General features: G+C 60.0%; 13 protein-coding genes. 2 read left to right on the plus strand and 11 right to left on the minus strand.

What is annotated here, in order from left to right; genetic code table 11:
* Positions 1 to 5: 5 nt before the first annotated feature.
* The 8 genes from FHW76_RS04580 to FHW76_RS04615 all read right to left on the minus strand — a co-directional run bounded on the left by FHW76_RS04580 (position 6) and on the right by FHW76_RS04615 (position 13,960).
* A complete protein-coding gene (locus FHW76_RS04580) occupies positions 6 to 626 on the minus strand; it encodes a YfgM family protein (RefSeq protein WP_004201892.1) in 621 nt (206 codons plus the stop codon).
* A 34-nt stretch (positions 627 to 660) separates the two neighbouring features.
* Positions 661 to 1,935 carry a histidine--tRNA ligase gene (hisS, locus tag FHW76_RS04585; protein WP_032730937.1) on the minus strand — a complete coding sequence of 425 codons (1,275 nt, stop codon included), beginning with the start codon at positions 1,933 to 1,935 and terminating at the stop codon, positions 661 to 663.
* A 91-nt stretch (positions 1,936 to 2,026) separates the two neighbouring features.
* Positions 2,027 to 3,148: a flavodoxin-dependent (E)-4-hydroxy-3-methylbut-2-enyl-diphosphate synthase gene (ispG, locus tag FHW76_RS04590; RefSeq protein WP_008803805.1), complete on the minus strand. Its 1,122-nt coding sequence runs from the start codon at positions 3,146 to 3,148 to the stop codon at positions 2,027 to 2,029.
* Positions 3,149 to 3,174: 26 nt separating this feature from the next.
* Positions 3,175 to 4,167 (minus strand): cytoskeleton protein RodZ, encoded by a 993-nt coding sequence (rodZ, locus tag FHW76_RS04595; RefSeq protein ID WP_032730938.1) that lies wholly within the window; start codon positions 4,165 to 4,167, stop codon positions 3,175 to 3,177.
* Between the two features lie 276 nt (positions 4,168 to 4,443).
* Entirely contained in the window at positions 4,444 to 5,610 is a 1,167-nt protein-coding gene (locus FHW76_RS04600; RefSeq protein ID WP_008803802.1) for a bifunctional tRNA (adenosine(37)-C2)-methyltransferase TrmG/ribosomal RNA large subunit methyltransferase RlmN, read from the minus strand.
* Positions 5,611 to 6,093: 483 nt separating this feature from the next.
* Positions 6,094 to 6,525: a nucleoside-diphosphate kinase gene (gene ndk / locus FHW76_RS04605; protein ID WP_023298068.1), complete on the minus strand. Its 432-nt coding sequence runs from the start codon at positions 6,523 to 6,525 to the stop codon at positions 6,094 to 6,096.
* A gap of 160 nt (positions 6,526 to 6,685) precedes the next feature.
* Positions 6,686 to 9,010 (minus strand): peptidoglycan glycosyltransferase PbpC, encoded by a 2,325-nt coding sequence (pbpC, locus tag FHW76_RS04610; protein WP_183476286.1) that lies wholly within the window; start codon positions 9,008 to 9,010, stop codon positions 6,686 to 6,688.
* Positions 9,011 to 13,960: an alpha-2-macroglobulin gene (locus tag FHW76_RS04615; RefSeq protein WP_183476289.1), complete on the minus strand. Its 4,950-nt coding sequence runs from the start codon at positions 13,958 to 13,960 to the stop codon at positions 9,011 to 9,013. It abuts the gene before it with no gap.
* A gap of 206 nt (positions 13,961 to 14,166) precedes the next feature.
* On the opposite strand from FHW76_RS04615, the gene sseA reads away from it, so the two are divergent.
* Together sseA and FHW76_RS04625 are read left to right on the plus strand one after the other, a co-directional pair.
* Entirely contained in the window at positions 14,167 to 15,024 is an 858-nt protein-coding gene (sseA, locus tag FHW76_RS04620; protein ID WP_012967442.1) for a 3-mercaptopyruvate sulfurtransferase, read from the plus strand.
* A 226-nt stretch (positions 15,025 to 15,250) separates the two neighbouring features.
* Positions 15,251 to 16,093 carry a hypothetical protein gene (locus FHW76_RS04625; protein WP_183476292.1) on the plus strand — a complete coding sequence of 281 codons (843 nt, stop codon included), beginning with the start codon at positions 15,251 to 15,253 and terminating at the stop codon, positions 16,091 to 16,093.
* Positions 16,094 to 16,163: 70 nt separating this feature from the next.
* Here FHW76_RS04625 and sseB read toward each other — a convergent pair whose 3' ends face one another.
* The 3 genes from sseB to iscX form a co-directional block, all read right to left on the minus strand.
* Complete coding sequence (sseB, locus tag FHW76_RS04630; protein ID WP_012540874.1) at positions 16,164 to 16,940, minus strand: enhanced serine sensitivity protein SseB; 777 nt, start codon at positions 16,938 to 16,940, stop codon at positions 16,164 to 16,166.
* 97 nt (positions 16,941 to 17,037) lie between these two features.
* Positions 17,038 to 18,324, minus strand: coding sequence for an aminopeptidase PepB (gene pepB, locus FHW76_RS04635; RefSeq protein ID WP_012967441.1), 1,287 nt, complete (start codon positions 18,322 to 18,324; stop codon positions 17,038 to 17,040).
* Positions 18,325 to 18,431: 107 nt separating this feature from the next.
* Positions 18,432 to 18,632 carry a Fe-S cluster assembly protein IscX gene (gene iscX / locus FHW76_RS04640; RefSeq protein WP_002913954.1) on the minus strand — a complete coding sequence of 67 codons (201 nt, stop codon included), beginning with the start codon at positions 18,630 to 18,632 and terminating at the stop codon, positions 18,432 to 18,434.
* Between the last annotated feature and the right edge of the window lies 1 nt (position 18,633).

Consider the following 18,633-nt stretch of genomic DNA (forward strand, 5'->3'; position numbering starts at 1 on the left):
CCCTCTCAGATGGACAAATTATTCATTTTCATACGCATCATTTCGCTGAGCGCAGGAGAAGCATCGCTTTTCACGCCAGCTTCCCACGCCGCACGGGCCCCTTGCTTATCGCCTTTGCTCAACAGAATTTCGCCGCGCAAATCGGCCACAATGGCGGTCCAGCCCTCACCTTTGATGCTGTCGAGGGTTTTCAGCGCCGCATCAGCCTGTTTCATCTGCAGCTGAACGCGGGCAAGACGCATGCTGATAACCGATTTCAGGTTATCATCAGACGCGGCCGCCAGCCCCTGCTGCAGCTGCTTTTCAGCGTTAGGCAGATCGTTCTGTTCAACAAAATGCTGTGCCAGCTCGAGAGAGGCGAAGGCGCCGTAGGTATTTTTATTGTCAGCCGCGAATTTCTCCGCCCCTGACAGTACTTCTGGCGTATTCGATTTCAGCGCGGAAGTCGCCTGTTCGTAAGCCAGAGACGCGTCTCTGGCCGTATCCTGCTGATGGGAGGTCCAGTAGCGCCAGCCAACCAGCGCGCCAATCCCTAAAATCACCCCGACCGCCAGCGCTTTGCCGTTTTCGGCAAAGAAGCGCTTCAGCGCATCGACCTGATCGTTCTCGTTGTTAAAAGTTTCCACGCAGTCCTTCTCCTGACTAATAATTCCCGGGAGATTAACCCAGAAGTGTGCGCAAATGCGCGGCAACGCTCTCCTGCGTTACGGTAGTTTGCTCACCTGAGCGTAAATCCTTCACTACCACGTTTCCGTCAGCGATCTCTGACTCACCGACCACCAGGGCGATACGGGCGCCCCACTTATCGGCGCGGGCAAACTGCTTCTTAAAGTTGCCGCCGCCGTGGTTGGTCATCAGCTTCACGCCGGGCAGCGCATCGCGAACCTGCTCAGCCAGACGCATTGCAGCAGACTGAGTATCGGCCCCGGAGGCTACCAGGTATATATCGACAACAGGATCGGCTTTAAATTCCGGATTCACTGCCTGGACCAGTAAAACAAGACGTTCCAGCCCCATAGCAAAACCCACGCCCGGGGTGGCACGACCGCCAAGCTGCTCAACCAGACCGTCGTAGCGGCCGCCGGCGCAGACAGTGCCCTGGGAACCGAGGCTCGTGGTTACCCACTCGAACACGGTACGGTTATAGTAGTCGAGGCCGCGTACCAGACGCTGGTTGACGGTGTAGCGGATCCCGGCATCGTCGAGCAGCGCGCACAGGCCGGCAAAGTGGGTTTTCGACTCTTCGTCGAGGTAGTCGCCGAGCGCCGGCGCGTCGTTCAGCAGCGCCTGCACGTCCGGGTTCTTGGAGTCCAGCACCCGCAGCGGGTTGGTGTACATCCGGCGTTTGCTGTCTTCATCCAGTTTATCGGTAAACTGCTCCAGGTAAGCGACCAGCGCGTCGCGGTAGTTGGCACGCGCTTCCAGCGAACCGATGGAGTTCAGCTCAAGGCTGACGTGATCGGAGATGCCCAGCTCACGCCACCAGCGCGCGGTCAGCATAATCAGCTCGGCATCGATGTCCGGGCCCTGCAGGCCAAACACTTCGGCGCCAATCTGATGGAACTGGCGGTAGCGACCTTTCTGCGGACGCTCGTGGCGGAACATTGGCCCGACGTACCACAGACGCTGTTCTTGATTGTACAGCAGACCATGTTCGATGCCGGCACGTACGCAGCCCGCCGTCCCTTCCGGACGCAGCGTCAGGCTGTCGCCGTTGCGGTCCTCAAAGGTGTACATCTCTTTTTCAACCACGTCGGTCACTTCGCCGATCGCGCGTTTGAATAACGGGGTCTGCTCTACAATCGGCAAACGGATTTCGCTGTAACCGTAGCTACCGAGCACCTGCTTCAGTGAGCCTTCAATGCGCTGCCAGAGAGCGGTTTCGCCCGGCAGATAATCGTTCATGCCACGGATGGCTTGAATGTTCTTTGCCACGTTTATTCTCTTTATATATACAAAAATGAACCCCGGCGCCTTGCGCCCGCAGGTTCAATCATACACGGGAAGCGTATCGCTTCCCAACACGTTATTTTGCTTCAAGCTGTTGAACGTCAATACGACGGGCTTCATCGAGCATCGAGGCTTTGGCACGAATACGCGCTTCCAGCTGGTCGATCATGTCGTCGTTGTCCAGTCGATCTTTACGCACGCCGTCTTCATAAAGGCCGCTTTTCTTGTTGCCGCCGGTCACGCCGAGGGTGGAGACCAGCGCTTCGCCCGGACCATTCACCACGCAGCCGATGATCGAAACATCCATCGGGGTGATGATATCTTCCAGACGCTGCTCCAGGGCGTTGACCGTACCGATAACGTCAAACTCCTGACGCGAGCAGGTTGGGCAGGCAATGAAGTTAATGCCGCGAGCACGAATGCGCAGGGACTTGAGGATATCGAAGCCGACCTTGATCTCTTCCACCGGATCCGCCGCCAGCGAGACGCGCAGCGTATCGCCGATCCCCTCGGATAACAGCAGGCCCAGGCCGATCGCGGACTTCACCGCGCCGCTGCGTGCCCCACCCGCTTCGGTGATCCCGAGATGCAGCGGCTGATCGATCTGTTTCGCCAGCAGGCGATAAGACTCTACCGCCAGGAAGACGTCGGAGGCTTTAACGCTGACTTTAAACTGATCGAAGTTGAGGCGATCGAGATGATCGACGTGGCGCATAGCAGATTCGAGCAGCGCCTGCGGCGTCGGCTCGCCATATTTTTCCTGCAGATCTTTTTCCAGCGAGCCGGCGTTGACGCCGATGCGGATAGGAATGTTTTTATCGCGTGCGCAGTCCACAACCGTGCGAATGCGCTCTTCGTTGCCGATGTTGCCCGGGTTGATACGCAGGCAGTCAACACCGTATTCGGCGACTTTCAGCGCGATACGGTAGTCAAAATGGATATCGGCGACCAGCGGGACGTTGACCTGCTGTTTGATCAGTTTGAACGCTTCGGCGGCATCCATCGTCGGAACAGAGACGCGGACGATGTCCGCGCCGACGCGCTCTAACGCTTTGATTTGGCTTACCGTCGCGGCCACATCGGTGGTGCGCGTATTGGTCATTGACTGGACGGCGATGGGGGCCCCATCGCCAATTGGCACATTACCAACGTAAATACGTTTAGATTTTCTACGTTGAATCGGAGCCTGGTTATGCATGAAAAATCTCCCGCGTTACCCGTCTGTTACTGCGCCGGTGATTGTTCGGCATTGAGGGTCAGACGCGCAACCTGGTTAGTTCTGATAAAACGACTCAAATCGACTGGCTTGCCGAGGAACTGGATCTGTACCGCTGCCGGGGCGCCAATTTTCAGTTTATACGGCGCCTGACCGCTCAGGTTCAGATTGCCGCCTTTACGCTGCAGGCCGCTGAACAGTTTTTTACCGGTGGCATCGCTCACTTCCAGCCAGCAGTCGGCGGAAAAGTTCATCACCAGATCCTGTGCCGACGCCGCTGGGGTCGTGACGTTCGCCTGATCGGTCGGTAACGGCGAGGCCGGCGTTGCCGGGGTCGTCGGGGCCGTTCCGGCGGTATCGACATTAGCCTGAGAAGGTGCCACGACCGCGTTATTGTCCGCTGGCGTCTGAGCCGGGGCGCTGGTGGTCGGTGCGCTGGCGGTATCGGTTGGCGCGCTGTTCGCGGCGCTATCGGTGCCTGAGTCTACCGGCGCGCTGGTATCCAGCGGCACGTTCTGGCTGTTGGCGTCACCGCCGTTCAGCTCAGCGGAAGACTGATCGGCCATGGTCGAGATCTCTTCCTGCTGCGCCTTATGGTCTTGCCACCACCAGGCACCGCTCAGGCCGATAACCACAAACAGCACCAGCCAGGTAAAGCTCATCAGCCAGCCATCGCGCTTTTTGCGACGCTTGCCTAAAGAGAAGCTCTGCATTGGCGCGACCTTTGCCGCACGGATAGGTGCTTGCTTGGCCATCATCGGCAGCAGTTCTTCTTCAGGGATATGTACGAGGCGAGCGTAGGAGCGGATGTAACCGCGCAGGAAGGTGGAGGCGAGGTCGGCAGGTGCCTTATCGTCTTCAATATCACGAACCGTGGACACCTTCAGGCATAAGCGTTCGGCCACCGCTTGCTGGCTAAGTCCGAGTTGTTCGCGGGCGTGACGCAAACGCGCGCCCGTGGTGTTTGCTTCTTGATGATCTTGAGTGGCTTCAGTATTCATTCGCTACAACTACTGGTACGTGAAATTTAAAGTTCAGCGCGGGAAAACGCCGGCGCCGCGAGACATCTGTGGTACGTCAGCCTCACAGTATAGGACTGTCAGGCGCGCGATCACAGAGACGAATCAAAATTGAATGCTAAGCGGTTGTTGTGCCGCTACATACTGCCTCAAAGTCGACAAAAACGCACCGTAATTATTAACTGAATCAGCGTATTTCGCCTGGTTATTGGTCATAAATATGACCCGCGCCGCCTGTGCTGCACGGGTCATCATTTGTCAGACCGCTTTTACGTCAATCGCTTCACCCTGCATCCGCTTACGCAGCGTGCGCTTGGTACGGTCAATAACATCGCCCGCCAGCTGGCCGCAGGCGGCATCAATATCGTCACCGCGGGTTTTACGCACGATGGTCGTAAATCCATATTCCATCAGGACCTTGGAGAAACGGTCGATGCGGCTGTTGGAGCTACGGCCGTAAGGCGCCCCCGGGAAGGGGTTCCATGGGATCAGGTTGATCTTGCACGGGGTGTCCTTCAGCAGCGCCGCCAGCTCGTGGGCGTGCTCGGTACCGTCGTTGACGTGATCCAGCATGACGTACTCGATGGTCACCCGGCCCTGGTTGGCGTTGGACTTCGAAATATAACCACGCACCGAGTTGAGGAAGGTCTCGATGTTGTATTTTTTGTTGATCGGGACGATTTCGTCACGAATGGTGTCGTTCGGCGCGTGCAGGGAAATCGCCAGCGCAACGTCGATCATATCGCCGAGCTTATCCAGCGCCGGCACCACGCCAGACGTCGACAGGGTGACGCGACGTTTGGAGAGACCAAAACCGAAGTCATCCAGCATGATTTCCATCGCCGGGACGACGTTGTTGAGGTTCAGCAGCGGCTCGCCCATGCCCATCATTACCACGTTGGTGATCGGACGCACGCCGGTGGTCTTCACCGCGCCGACGATTTTCGCCGCGCGCCAGACCTGGCCAATAATTTCGGACACCCGCAGGTTGCGGTTAAAGCCCTGCTGAGCGGTGGAGCAGAATTTACATTCCAGCGCACAGCCTACCTGTGAAGAGACGCACAGGGTAGCGCGGTCTTCTTCCGGGATATAGACGGTCTCAACGCGCTGATCGCCAACGGCGATCGCCCATTTGATGGTGCCGTCGGTTGAGCGTTGCTCTTCCACCACTTCCGGGGCACGGATCTCAGCGACTTCTTTCAGTTTGCCGCGCAGGACTTTGTTGATGTCGGTCATTTCATCAAAGTCGTCGCAGCAGTAGTGATACATCCATTTCATCACCTGATCGGCGCGGAAAGGCTTCTCGCCCATGTTTTTAAAAAACTCGCGCATCTGCTGACGGTTTAAATCCAGCAGGTTGATTTTGGCATCTTTGTTCGGCACCGTCAGAGCGGCGGTATCAGGCGTGACAATTTGTTCAGACATAATGTTTTCCGGCCTCGTTATTACACGTTATGGCCCCAGGTGGGTTGAAAAAGAAACGCCCCGGAGAGCGACTGCTCGTCCAGGGGCGCTGTATTCTACAAATTCTGGCGCATCATTGCCACGTTTGCACAAAGCAATGATAAAAAATCTGTAACTGACTGCTCAATCCTCTAAGGCTTTTCGATTGTCGCAAGGCGGCAAGCAAGTGGCAAATTCGTCGGGAACGAATTTGACCAGCCGTAGGCTGGCCTCCAGTGAGAGGCAGGAGCCTCTCATTAATCCCCGGGAGCATAGATAACTATGTGACCGGGGTGAACGCGCGCAGCCAACGCCGCGACGGTCGAAAAGACGAGGTTTGTATCTCCAAAGTATTTCAGGTCACAGCGAGGCGGCGAGTTCGCAAATCCCCGGGAGCATAGATAACTATGTGACCGGGGTGCGCGAAGGAAGCCAACAATGCTGTGGCGTGAAAGACGCAGGAGATTAGCGAGTGCGCGGGCAAACCTCGCCTTCAGCAAAGAAGAACGCGATTTCGCGAGCAGCGGATTCTGCAGAATCGGAACCATGGGTGCCGTTCTCAGTGAAGCTATCAGCGTAGTCAGCGCGCAGGGTACCGGCCAGAGCGTTCGCCGGGTTGGTGGCGCCCAGCAGGTCACGGTGACGCTGAACCGCATTTTCGCCTTCTAGGACGGAAACCACGATCGGGCCGGAGGTCATGAATTCAACCAGACCGTCGAAGAACGGGCGACCTTCGTGCTCAGCATAGAAACCGCGAGCCTGTTCAACGGTCAGGTGCAGCATTTTGGTGCCGACGATTTTGAACCCTGCAGCTTCAAAGCGAGAAAAGATGCTGCCAATAACGTTTTTTGCCACCGCGTTTGGTTTGATGATGGAAAAAGTACGTTCAATAGCCATGATTACCTCTAATTAAATGTTCTGTTGTTGCGCATACGATCGTATGGCCTGGCGCGCATTATAATGAGCAACGTCGGCGATGCCTACGGATGAAGGTAACATTTTGTTAAAATAAGATGAGTATTGGAAACACAAACCGCCAACAACAAATTTACCCTGGTTATTGCAGGGTGAAACTGGCGGCCGCCGTTTGCCCAGCCTCATCCATGACCACCAGCTGCCACTCGCCAGGCTTATCCAGCGTTAGCGTGGTTGTCGCACCGGTGGCGTCTAACGGCTGGCCGTTGATAAACCACCAGCGCCGCCCTTCTCCACCGCTGGTTTGCACGGGTAACATCACCCGCGCCTCGCCCGGCAGACGTTTTATTAACGCCCCTTCGCGAATACCTGACAACACCAGCGGCGCGGCATTCTGAGTTTGCAACGGTGGGCACACTTTCGATACCGGCCCCAGACGCGCGCGACGGCGCTCCCTGGCCGGTAGCCACGGTTCCAGCGGCAGCGGCCAGACATCAATAACGACTTCAGTCGCACCCGGACAATCCGCGGCCACCCTTTCCCCTGCTGCGTTGCGCCACACCGGGAAGCGGATCCCGCGCACGCCCTCCTGCCCGGGCAGCAGCAGCGTCGGTGGCTGGCTGGCATCCAGCAGCCAGCTGGCTAAGCGCCGGCGGCAGTTGCTGTCACCGGCCGGTAGATCCTGCCCGCCTGGCCAGCAAATAGCCCCGCGGCTCACCGTTTGCGGGCGCGGGTCGACCGGCAGCCCGCCGCGGCTCATCGCCTGGCGCGCCAGCAACAGATTATTGACCTGGTTTAACAGCGGCACGGCGCTGGCGAAGCCAAACTGGCCCACCACCGGCGTACCGTCTGGCCGTCCGGTCCAGATACCTATCAGATATCGCGCATTGAGGCCGACCGCCCACGCATCGCGATAGCCATAGCTGGTACCGGTTTTCCACGCCAGCGGCACCACTTGCGGCAGTGAGGCATCGGGAACCGGTTGCGCTTCGCCGGCTAAAATGCGCCGGACAATCCACGCCGCGCCGGGTGACATCAGCGCCCGTTCCACCAGCGGCGCGTCAGGTTTCATGCGCAGCCGCGCCGCCTTGCCGTGTCGGGCAAAGGCGCTGTACGCCGCGACGATATCTTCCAGCCGTGCCCCGGCCCCACCGAGGATCAGCGACAGGTTCGGCTCTGCGCCAGCGGGCAGCGTCAGGGGCAGCCCGGCGTTGCGTAAATTCGCCGCGAAACGTTTGGGCCCGTAGGCTTCAAGCACCTGCACCGCCGGCAGATTCAGGGAGCGCACCAGAGCCTCGCTGACGCTCACCGGGCCATGAAATCCGCTGTCAAAATTGCCGGGACGATAATCGCTAAAGCGTCGTGGAACATCCTGTAATAACGACGCCGGATGGATCAGCCCGTCATCCATCGCCATCGCGTAGACAAAGGGTTTCAGCACCGATCCCGGCGAACGCACCGCCGAGACCATATCAATATGGCCGAAGCGGCTGTCGTCGGTGATATCCGCCGATCCCACCCAGCCGCGGACTTTCATATCCGTGTGATCGACGACAACAATCGCCAGTGAGCTGCGCGGCGGCAGGCGCGATTTCCAGTTCAGCGCCAGATCCTCAAGCTGCCGCTGGAGCCCGGCATCGAGCGTTGTCGTCACCTTTTCGTCGCGACTGGTCGCCAGCGCCCGGCGTGAAAAAAGCGGCGCCAGCTGCGGCATCTGCCGCGGGAATAGCCATACAGGTTCTTCCATCGCTTCCTGTACCGGCCGTTGCGGCCAGACGCCCTGGCTGACCATACGCGTGAGGACTTTATCGCGCGCCGCCTGGGCCCGCTGCGGCCAGCGGTCCGGGCGCAAACGACTGGGCGCCTGGGGCAGCACCGCCAGCAGCGCCGCCTCGCCGTAGCTGAGCTGAGCGGGCGGTTTGCCAAGATAAGCCCAGCTGGCCGCGCCGATCCCCTGTAAGGTGCCGCCAAACGGCGCGCGGTTCAGATAGAGGGTAAGAATGTCGTTTTTTGACAGATGCCACTCCAGCTGCAGCGCTCGCCATAGCTGGCGTAGCTTGCCGCCGAAGGTGCGCGGATGAGGGTCGAGCAGACGCGCGACCTGCATGGTGAGCGTGCTGCCGCCGGAAATGACCCGCCCGGAGGTTAAATCCTGCCAGGCGGCGCGCAGCACCGCGAAGGGATTGACCCCTGGATGTTTCCAGAACCAGCGGTCTTCATACTGGATGAGCGCCTGCAGATAGCGCGGCGACACGTCGGCGAGAGTCACCGGATAACGCCAGACGCCCTGCGCATCGGCAAAGCGCCAGAGCGGCGTGCCGTCTTCCGCCACTACCACGCGGGCAGGCGTGACGTCCTGCAGCGGCAGCGGCCACAAGCGATCGGCGGCCAGCAGCGCCAGCCACAGCAGAAAAATAAACGCCGCCAGCCAGCGCCAGCGGCGTTTTACCCGAGGCAATACGCGCATTTACGGCGTCACGGTGAGCGGACCGCTGGCCGCCCCGGTCGCCCGCCACTGCGGCACATACATCGATTCCACCTGGGGCTGCGGGACCTGATAAGTACCCGGCGTCACCGCCCGCGCCAGATAAACCAGCGTCACCGGCTGGCCTTCATTGACAGCGACAGCGGCGACGAAACGGTCGTCACGGAACTCGATATGCTGAATATCCGCCTGCTGCATCTGGTTAAGGAGATTTTGCACCGCGTCGCCATTCTCCTGCAGGCTGGCGCTGCTGTTGGCCAGATTCTGGTTTTCCAGCTCCAGACCGGCAGGCAACAGATCAACCACCAGCGCGTCAGGCACATTGCGTTTGGCGGTCACCTCCAGCTTCACCAGCACCAGTTCGCCGCTGCGCAACGAGGTCAGCGATTTCTGCTGGCCGTGGGTATCGAAAATAGCGCGTTCAATCCCCAACACGTTGCCACCCGGCTGTGGCGCGCTTTGCGGATAACCGCTGCTGTCGAGACGCAGCCACAGCGGCTGACTGCCGGTATTACTCACCTGCAGCGTCGCCAGCCGATCGCCGTCGAGGTTACGGGTTTGCGCTTTGTCGCCGGCCAGCGGCTCAGCCTGCAGCGAGGTTTGCGCCTGCCAGTTGCCCGGCAGGTCGGCAAGCGTACGTCCGGCAAGGAACAGGGCGTTGGTTTCCTGGGTCGACAGCCAGCGCTGGCCGTAGGTCTCTTCCGACAGCGTGCTCAACAGCGTGTTTTGCACCTCCGGCAGCAGCTTGTTCTCTTCCAGCAGCGCCAGCTTCAGGGCGTCATCGCGAAGCGGGCTACCGTAATCGCCCAGCCAACGATTCTCATCCTGGCGCGGGGTGGCAACCGCCAGCTTCATGGCCTCATCGCCGCGCGGCGCATCGCCCATGGTTTTCAGCGCAATGCCGAGCTGCAGCAGCGGCAAGCCGGATCGCGCCTGGTCGTGACGGCTCCAGATTTCACGCAAGGCGCCGAGCGGGGCTTTTTGCTGACGCGCCAGCACCAGCGCGGCGTATGCCTGGGCGGCAAAGCGGCTGGCCTGGGCGTCATCGCTGTAGCGCACGGTCATCAGCCCCGGCTCCTGCAGATAGCGCAGCAGGCGTTCGTTACCTTTATTAATGGCGTTGACCGGTACGCTATAGCCCTGCTCGCCCGCGCGGACGAGGAAGTCCATGGCGTAGGCGGTCAGCCAGTACTCTTCCGGCCCCTCTTTATCCCACAACGCAAAGCCGCCGTTTTCCAGTTGCATCTGCAGCAGGCGTGAGATACCAACATCGATTGCCGCGCGGCGTTTTTCATCGCTATCGCCGCTGATGCCCAGCGCTTTTAGCTGCGCCGCGCTGGTGTACAGCGACGGGAACAGGCCGCTGGCGGTCTGCTCAAGGCAGCCGTAAGGATAGGCTTTCAGCTCACGGATATAGCGGGCAAGGTTCAACGGCGGTTTCCCGCTGAGCAGCAGTTGACCCTGCAGCGTTTGCAGGGCGAACCCCTGGCTCTGCGCCGCCGGCGCCTGCCAGCTTTCGCCGGGCTGTAGCACCGCGCCGCTGTTGACAGTCTGGGCCGGGAACGCCGGACGGACGCCGATTCTCCACTGTTTCTGCAGCGGGGCGAAGGTTTCTCCCGGCAGACTCAGGCCGCTGATAGTAGCATTGACCTGACCATCGCCGAATCCCGCCAGCGCGCTCACCGGTATAAACAGCGTGCTGCGCGCCCCCGGCGCCAGTTGCACCGGTGGCAGTTGGCCATCGGTCAAGGTCACCAGCCCGCTGGCGGTAAGATGTACCTGCAGGGTTTGCGGTTTATCGGTCAGATTGCTGAGATCCAGCGCCAGCCGTGTGGTATCGCCGCTGGCGAGGAAGCGCGGGGTGTTCAGTTCGGCGATGACCGGGGCGGCCACCACCACTTTATCTTCGCTGCTGCCGAAGTCATCCGCCGTCCACGCCTGGGCCATCACCCGCAGCTCGCCGTTAAAATCGCCAATGGGTAACGTCACCGTGCCTTCGCCCTGATCGTTCAATACCACCGGCTGCGCCTGCTGGGCGACGATCGTCACGTGGTTGACCGGCGGTTTGCCGCCGCGTTTTAACTCGTCGCCATCGCCGCCGAAGCGCAGGCTGGCCACACGTCCCTGCCCTTCGATCACCTGGCCGTAGATGTCATAGATATCTGCGCCGTAACGCTTCTGGCCAAAGAAGGCGTTCCACGGATCCGGGGTAGCGTAATCGGTGATATTCAGTACCCCGCTATCCACCGCCGAGAGCAGGACGTTGACCTGTTTCGGCGCCTCGCCCTCTTTGACGCTGGCTTTCACTTTCACCGTCAGCGGCTGGTTGGGGCGCATTTTGTCCGGCGCTTCCAGCGCCAGCGTCAGGCGGCGGTTTTCATCGCCCAGCGGCAGATGCAGCAGACCCACCGCGCGTTTCGGCGTCGCCGAGCGGGATTTATCGCCGGGGCGAACCACCAGCGTGCTGAGGTAGAGATCGTGGCGGTTCCAGGCTTTATCGACCGGAATAGACAGATCCATCCCCTCCGCCGGGACGTCAATTTCCTGCCACCACAGCGGCCCTTCGCTGGATTCCACCATCGCGTAGCCTTTACCCGCCGCCGGGGCGGCAATATGCAGCTTGATGGTGTCGCCCGGTTTATAACTCGGTTTATCCAGCTTCATGGTGACCCGGTCAGGACGCGCCGCGCCGGTACCTTCGCTGTTATCCTGCCAGCTATAGCCGGCCCAGAAGCGCACGCTGCTGACCACGTCGTCCGGCCCTTTCACCTCCAGGCGATAGGAGCCCCACTCTACCGGGAAGCTCACTTTGCCGGTTTGTCCGGCCTGCAGATCCAGCGACTCCTCGCCCTCCTGCAGATCTTTCTGATCGAACTGCGACTGCCAGCCTTCGCTGTCGGACCAGTTCCAGTAGTAGTCGCGGCGCTCGCGGATCAGCCGTACCTGCAGGCCCGAGACCGCTTTTTTCTCGCCTTTGGCGTCGGCATAGACGATATCAAACGCGGCGTTACTGTTCTCATCGACCACCGGCTGCTTCACGGTGGTATCGGTGCGGTAATCGTAAACGTCCTTCAGCGTAAATTGCGGGCGGATCCCCGGCAGCGCCCCGGCGGGCCAGATCGGCTGCTGTACGGTACGGGTCACCGGACGCCCCCCGGATTCCAGCAGGCTCGCCTGCAACACCACCTGCAGCGGCGAATGGCTATCCTGCCACTGGCTTGAGGTGGTCACTTCGCCATGGCCTTTTTCGTCCAGCGTCAGCTGGACTTCATCCAGACTACGGGAGAGGTTTTCTTCCGCAATATCGCCGAACTGGAAGCCCGGCAGCGCGGCGACGGCGTCGCGCAGCGGGCGCAGGAACAGCTTGCCCTGCAGCTGGTTGCCGCTGGCCGGCGCGCCGTAGAGATAAGCGCCGCTGACGGCAAAGGTGACGTCGGCATCCGGCGCGACTGGCGCAGCCTGCGGCGTCAGGTTCAGGGCCATGCGTTCCGGCATAAAGTCTTCGACGTGGAAGTCCCACTCGCGCGGCTGGTTATCGCCGGTGCTGGCGCGAATGTGCCACATGCCGGTAGCCGCGCCGCTGTCGAGCGGATAAGTGAACTGGTACAGACCATTCACCGGTTTGCTCATCACCGAACGGATCACCTGGCCGTCCGGCTGCACCACCTCCAGCTTCACCGGCTGCTCCGCCAGCGGCTTGCCGTCGCTATCGCGCAACAGCGCATTGAGGATCACCGTTTCGCCCGGCCGATAGAGATCGCGCGGGCCAAACATAAAGAACTGTTTGCTAAAACCGGGCGCCCCTGCGATAGAGAATTCCGCCAGATCCAGCGCCGGCAACTTGAGATCCAGCAGCGTCGTCTGCCCCTCTTTACGCGCCAGCAGCAGCGCGGCTTCTTTATCGGTTTGCAGAGTAACGTGGCCCTGGCTGTCGCTTTTCGCCTCCGCCAGGGTCTGCCCTTTGGCGTTGAGCAGCTGGACGTCGATACCAGACTGGGCGGCGCCGTTTTCCAGGCTCTGGGTAAAGACGTCCAGCCGGTTGTGGTAGCGATGCGCCGAGACGCCGATATCGCTGAGGGTAAACAGCGTCGCCGCGTTGCTGTAGCTATAATGGCCCGCCGGGTTCATCACCGCCACGTAGACGCCCGGCTGCTGGAGCGGCTTGATATCGTTCAGCGGCAGCAGCAGCTTTTCGCGGGTATTGCGTGCCGGGTTGAGATCGAAGCGGCCGGTATAGACCAGATCCGCCATCTTCAGCAGCTCATCAGACTCCCAGTTGCTTAACGAGTTGCGGTATTCCCACTGGCTGACAAACGCGGAGAGTGATTCCGGCTTAATACGGAAGAAGTTAACGTCGACATTATCAACGTTCAGCGCCATCACCGGCAGCCCGGCGACCACGTTGCCCGGCAGCAGCGAGCCGCGGCTGGCGAAACCAACGCTCGGTGCGATATCGCGGGTGGTCAGGGTCTTCTCGAACGGTTTGTCGAGCGTGGCCTTGTTCAGGGCGGTCAGCGTCGGGTCGACCGAGACAATCAGCTCGCGCTTTGGCTCAAGGTGACGCAGACGCAGCTCTTTCAGATTCGGCGCCAGTTCCCAGGCACCGTCGACCTTACCACTTTTCTTGTCGACCAGATGCACGCTGCGGGAGAAATCCTGGTCCGGCTGCAGCGGCACGGAAAACGTCAGCACCAGGGTCGCGGCACCATCCAGTTGCACCTCCGAGGCGTCGAGCAGCGTCAGCGCTTTGCCCTGGCTTTTTTCCGCCAGCGCCGCCAGCTGGGCGCGGTCCGGTTTTGCCGTCGCGCCTGGGTTGCTATCCGCAGCTGGCGCCGGGGCCGTGGCCTGCGGCGTACCGCTGTCATCACACCCGGTTAATGAAAATGCGGTAAGGAGCGCCAGTGACAGCGCCGCTAAACGAAATGGTTTCATCCTTCTAACCCCTCGGCCGGTGGGCCTGATGCAAATTATCACTTTTTATTATGCGTTAAGGCGGCACTTCTCAACAGTGATGACGCGGGTTTCTGCCGATTAATCAGAAAAGTGCCGTGACGTCGTCCCCACTCTGACGTCCTTAACTTGTCAGCGTGAGATAAAACGCCGACAATTCAGTCATGAATTGTAAAACGGAGGCACCCATGTCCACCTCGTTTTTTGTCGCCGCCGACTGGCTGGCAGAACATATTGATGACCCGGAGATCCAGATTATCGACGCCCGTATGGCGCCCGCCGGGCAGGAGGCCCTGCGCGATATGGCCGCGGAATACCGCGCCGGCCACGTGCCGAACGCGCTGTTTTTCGATATTGAGGCGCTGTCCGATCACACCAGCCCGCTGCCGCATATGATGCCGCGCGCCGAGGCATTTGCCGTCGCCATGCGCGAGCTGGGCGTCTGCAGCGATAAGCACCTGGTGGTTTATGACGAAGGCAATCTGTTTTCCGCGCCTCGCGCCTGGTGGATGCTGCGCACCTTTGGCGTGGAGAAGGTGTCCATTCTGGCCGGTGGGCTGGAGGGCTGGCGACGTGACGAACTGCCGCTGGAGCAAGGCGTGCCCGAGGTGGCCGAAGGGGAATTCGACGTGCGTTTCGATCCCCAGCAAATTAAGCGCCTGACCGACGTCCTGCTGGTCAGCCATGAAGGGTCGGCGCAGATTGTCGATGCGCGTCCGGCGGCCCGGTTTAACGGCCAGGCCGACGAACCGCGCCCGGGCCTGCGTCGCGGGCATATCCCTGGCGCGCTTAACGTGCCATGGACGGAGCTGGTGATTAACGGCGAACTGAAAACCGTCGACGAGCTGAACGACATCTTTTTACGTCAGGGTGTCGATTTTGAACGGCCAATCATCGCCAGCTGCGGATCCGGGGTGACGGCGGCGGTGGTCGTGCTGGCGCTCACCACGCTTGGCGTGAACGGCGTCTGCCTGTACGACGGCTCCTGGAGCGAATGGGGCGCGCGGAGCGATCTGCCGATTGAACCGGCCTCTGCCGCTCCGTAAACACGGCGTGACCGCGGGCCTCCCGTCCCGCGGTCACTAAATAATTTCTGATTTTCCCTCTCCCTTCCTTCTGCTTCTCGCTAAACCGGTTACTCTGTGCTGCAGCAGGGTTTGTACCTGCCGTATTCGCTTTGCCTGATGAGGAGGCAGAGCACCGGTACGGAATTCCTCAGGACTGATAGCGCATCCAGTCCGTCCCAATCTGATGTCACCACAAGGAGTGAAAATGGCATTAGTCTCTAACCCACATTCTGCTGATTCGCCGCGCCGTCCCTGGCTGGGAGGCATAGCTGGCCTGCTGGCGGGCGGCGTCATTCTTTATTTTTGGCCGCAATGGAACCGGACATGGTTAAGCCTGGTGCCTGTGCCGGTTTCTGTTTATACCCGCTTTCTCGGGGTCACGCTGGAAGAGGTCCCGTTAATAACCTATGGTCACCAGGCGCTGCTGGGTTTTCTGATGGTGCTGCTCGCGCCCGGTTACGGTAAGTCGACCCTTGCCGCGTGGATGATGCATAACCCTGCGTCAAGCCGGCGCTGGCCCGGCGAGGTTCTCCGCGCCTGGGGCATAAAATTTGGCCTGCTGATTATCGTCTTTTGCAATCTGTTCTTTTTATCCCGGGTCGGATCCGGGACCCTGGCGTTATATATTTTTATTCTCCAGCACGTCAGCGTTGCCGCGGCGGTGGCGTCAGGGGTGCTGCTCCTGCGTGACGCCCGACGTCTGGCCCGCACGTTCGACGCTCAGCTGGTGGACCTGCGCCTCCTCGTGATACTCACTCTGGGGTTTCAGACGATTTTGCCGGCGCAGATCGCGCTGATGAGCGCCCGGGGCGTGAATACGCCGCTGGGCTGGTACATTGTTATCGCGCAAATGGCAGGGGTGTTACTGGCGTTTATGCTGGTCGGCGGGCTGGTGGCAGCGCTACGTTCTTTGCTGGGCGAGGAGAGATGTCGGGCATGGCGTGGGGATATGGCGCTCTTCAACGGCATTGTCACGCTCTGTGTGACGGGATTTCTTATCTATAACATGGCGTCAGCCTATCCGCGGATCTTTGCTGCGCTGCATTAACCCTGGCAAAGCCGATTTTCGGCCTCACACTGGAAGCATAAAGAAACAGCGGGGGCAGCCGCCCCCGCGGTCAGATAATGCGGTTTTGTTTGAAATCGCGCAGGAAGCTGCCCCAGCGCTTTTCATAGAACGGTGTGATATGGGCAATCATAAAGTGGCTGATGCCCTTCTCGCCTTCCACCACCTGACAAATATCGATCGGCTCATCGCCGGGCAGGGTATCGGTCGCCACGCTGCCGGTGGTCTGGATAACGGATTCAATATCCCCTTCCGCTTCAATACCGATCAACAAGTTGGCCGGCGCGTCGGCGCTCTCTTTAATCGAGCACAGAAACGCCCGCTTGACGGTTTTCAGCGTTTTGAACAGCGTGGTCAGCGAATCGACCATCTGCGCCGGCGGGTCAGCGACTTCAGACAATAACAGCGCTTCGCCCCCTTCCAGCACCGTCTGGGTGCTGAGCGGGCTGCCCTCTTCCCCGAGCAGATGGCTGATTTCACGCGGGGTGAACTCTTTGCCGCTCGGCAGCTTCGGGTTGAGGAACAGCGATTCGCCCAGCGTCATCGCCATCAGCGTACGGGCCGGCATCATCACGAAAGCCTGTTCGTCTTCCACCGCCTGCTGCAGCGCCTCCAGCGAGGTAAAGAACGGGATCACCGAGCTGCCGTCATCTTTTTCCCAGTGCTGCAGATCCAGCGCGCTGTCTTCGACAATCTGCTCACCATCGGCTGCACTGCCGGGTACCCAGACGGTCGCCTCCAGCAGCGCGCTGAAAAATGCCGGACGGTGGGCAGGCTCGGTCGCCGCTTTTTCCAGCAGGGTTTCTAATTCATTTTTCGTATCAGACATAGTTTGGCTACTTCACAATGAATTGCCCGGCGGCCATTCGTCCACGCGGGCATACGGTTTTCCTGGCCGGGTAAGCGTAGCGCCCCCGGCAAGGCCGTTACTCAGCCGTCAGCAGGTTAGCAATGGTACGCACGCCAAGACCCGTCGCGCCCGCCGACCACTGCTCAACGGCAGATTTACGGTAGGTTGCCGAACAGTCGATATGCAGCCAGCCCTGATGGTAGTTTTCCACGAAGTGGGACAGGAAACCCGCCGCGGTACTGGCGCCAGCCGGATAGGCGGCACTGCCGGTGTTGTTCAGTTCAGCGAAGTTCGACGGCAGCTGGTTGCGGTGGAACTCGGCCAGCGGCAGACGCCAGAAGGCTTCGTTTTCCGCCTGGGCGCTCGCCAGCAGGCGATTCGCCAGCGCATCGTCAAAGCTGAACAGCGCGTGGTAGTCATTACCCAACGCGGTTTTCGCCGCGCCGGTCAGGGTGGCGGCATCGATGATCAGCGCCGGCTTCTGCGCCGAAGCGTCAATCAGGCCATCCGCCAGCACCAGGCGGCCTTCGGCGTCAGTGTTCATCACTTCAACGGTTTTGCCGTTACGATAATGAATAATATCGCCGAGTTTAAAGGCGTTACCGCTGATCAGGTTGTCGGCGCAGCACAGGTAGAGCTTCACGCGCTTGTTCAGCCCGCGGGTAATGGCAAAAGCCAGCGCGCCGGTGATGGTCGCCGCGCCGCCCATATCGGATTTCATTGAATCCATAAAGGCGCTCTGTTTGATGCTGTAGCCGCCGGAATCAAAAGTGATGCCTTTGCCCACCAGGCAGGCGTATACCGGGGCTTCTTTATCGCCGGTCGGGTTATAATCCAGCGCCAGCAGGACCGGCGGACGCTCGGAGCCGCGGCCTACGGTGTGCAGACCGAGATAGCCCTGCTCACGCAGATCTTCGCCTTTGGTGATGCGATAGCTCATCTGCTCGCCCGCCACGCTGCACAGCAGGTCCACGGCGCGCTGTGCCAGCTGCTCCGGGCCCAGCTCTTCCGCCGGCGCGTTGATGGTGTCGCGCACCCAGTCAATAATGGTCAGACGGTTGTCCAGCTCGCTACGCTGCGCATCGTCCAGGGTCGGCCATTCAACTTTACGGGTGCCTTTCGGACCTTTATAACCCGCCCAGAACGCCCACGCGCGGTCGGTGTCCCAGCCTTCGCCGCTTAACGCGACATGTTTGATGCCCATACCGTCAATTTTACGCGCCGCGCGCTGAATCAGGCCCAGGTCGTCTTTGCCGTTGAGGTGCAGGGCGATGCCGTCGTTATTAATGCTGTAAGACGCCTTTTCTCCCCAGCGCGCATCGGCTGGCTGAGTAGAAAGCGTAATCTTCATGGCTTCGGTCATTATCATTATCCTTCTTAGCAAACGGGCCACCGTATGGCAGCCCGTAATGTTCTCTCGCTCGATGATTCATCCGACTTAATACCGTCGCATAAATCATAACGCGAAAATTATTCGGCTTCGTCTAACCAGACTAACAGAATCGCCTCGAGAATTTTTTCATTGGATGCGTTTGGGTCGTCATCGAACTCTTCCAGATCGCAAATCCACTGATGCATGTCGGTAAAGCGAACGGTTTTCGGATCGAGATCCGGATAAGCGTCGTACAGCGCTTCGCCGATTTCACGGCTGTCGGTCCATTTCAGTGCCATA

Origin of the sequence: Klebsiella sp. RC2, assembly GCF_014192815.1 — a bacterium.
GTDB lineage: Bacteria > Pseudomonadota > Gammaproteobacteria > Enterobacterales > Enterobacteriaceae > Klebsiella > Klebsiella variicola.

Excerpts from the sequence above, each read along its gene's own strand:
- ispG (WP_008803805.1), bottom strand. The coding sequence starts at position 3,148 with ATGCATAACCAGGCTCCGATTCAACGTAGAAAATCTAAACGTATTTAC.
- rodZ (WP_032730938.1), bottom strand. The coding sequence starts at position 4,167 with ATGAATACTGAAGCCACTCAAGATCATCAAGAAGCAAACACCACGGGC.
- FHW76_RS04600 (WP_008803802.1), bottom strand. The coding sequence starts at position 5,610 with ATGTCTGAACAAATTGTCACGCCTGATACCGCCGCTCTGACGGTGCCG.
- ndk (WP_023298068.1), bottom strand. The coding sequence starts at position 6,525 with ATGGCTATTGAACGTACTTTTTCCATCATCAAACCAAACGCGGTGGCA.
- pbpC (WP_183476286.1), bottom strand. The coding sequence starts at position 9,010 with ATGCGCGTATTGCCTCGGGTAAAACGCCGCTGGCGCTGGCTGGCGGCG.
- FHW76_RS04615 (WP_183476289.1), bottom strand. The coding sequence starts at position 13,960 with ATGAAACCATTTCGTTTAGCGGCGCTGTCACTGGCGCTCCTTACCGCA.
- sseA (WP_012967442.1), top strand. The coding sequence starts at position 14,167 with ATGTCCACCTCGTTTTTTGTCGCCGCCGACTGGCTGGCAGAACATATT.
- FHW76_RS04625 (WP_183476292.1), top strand. The coding sequence starts at position 15,251 with ATGGCATTAGTCTCTAACCCACATTCTGCTGATTCGCCGCGCCGTCCC.
- sseB (WP_012540874.1), bottom strand. The coding sequence starts at position 16,940 with ATGTCTGATACGAAAAATGAATTAGAAACCCTGCTGGAAAAAGCGGCG.
- pepB (WP_012967441.1), bottom strand. The coding sequence starts at position 18,324 with ATGACCGAAGCCATGAAGATTACGCTTTCTACTCAGCCAGCCGATGCG.
- iscX (WP_002913954.1), bottom strand. The coding sequence starts at position 18,632 with ATGGCACTGAAATGGACCGACAGCCGTGAAATCGGCGAAGCGCTGTAC.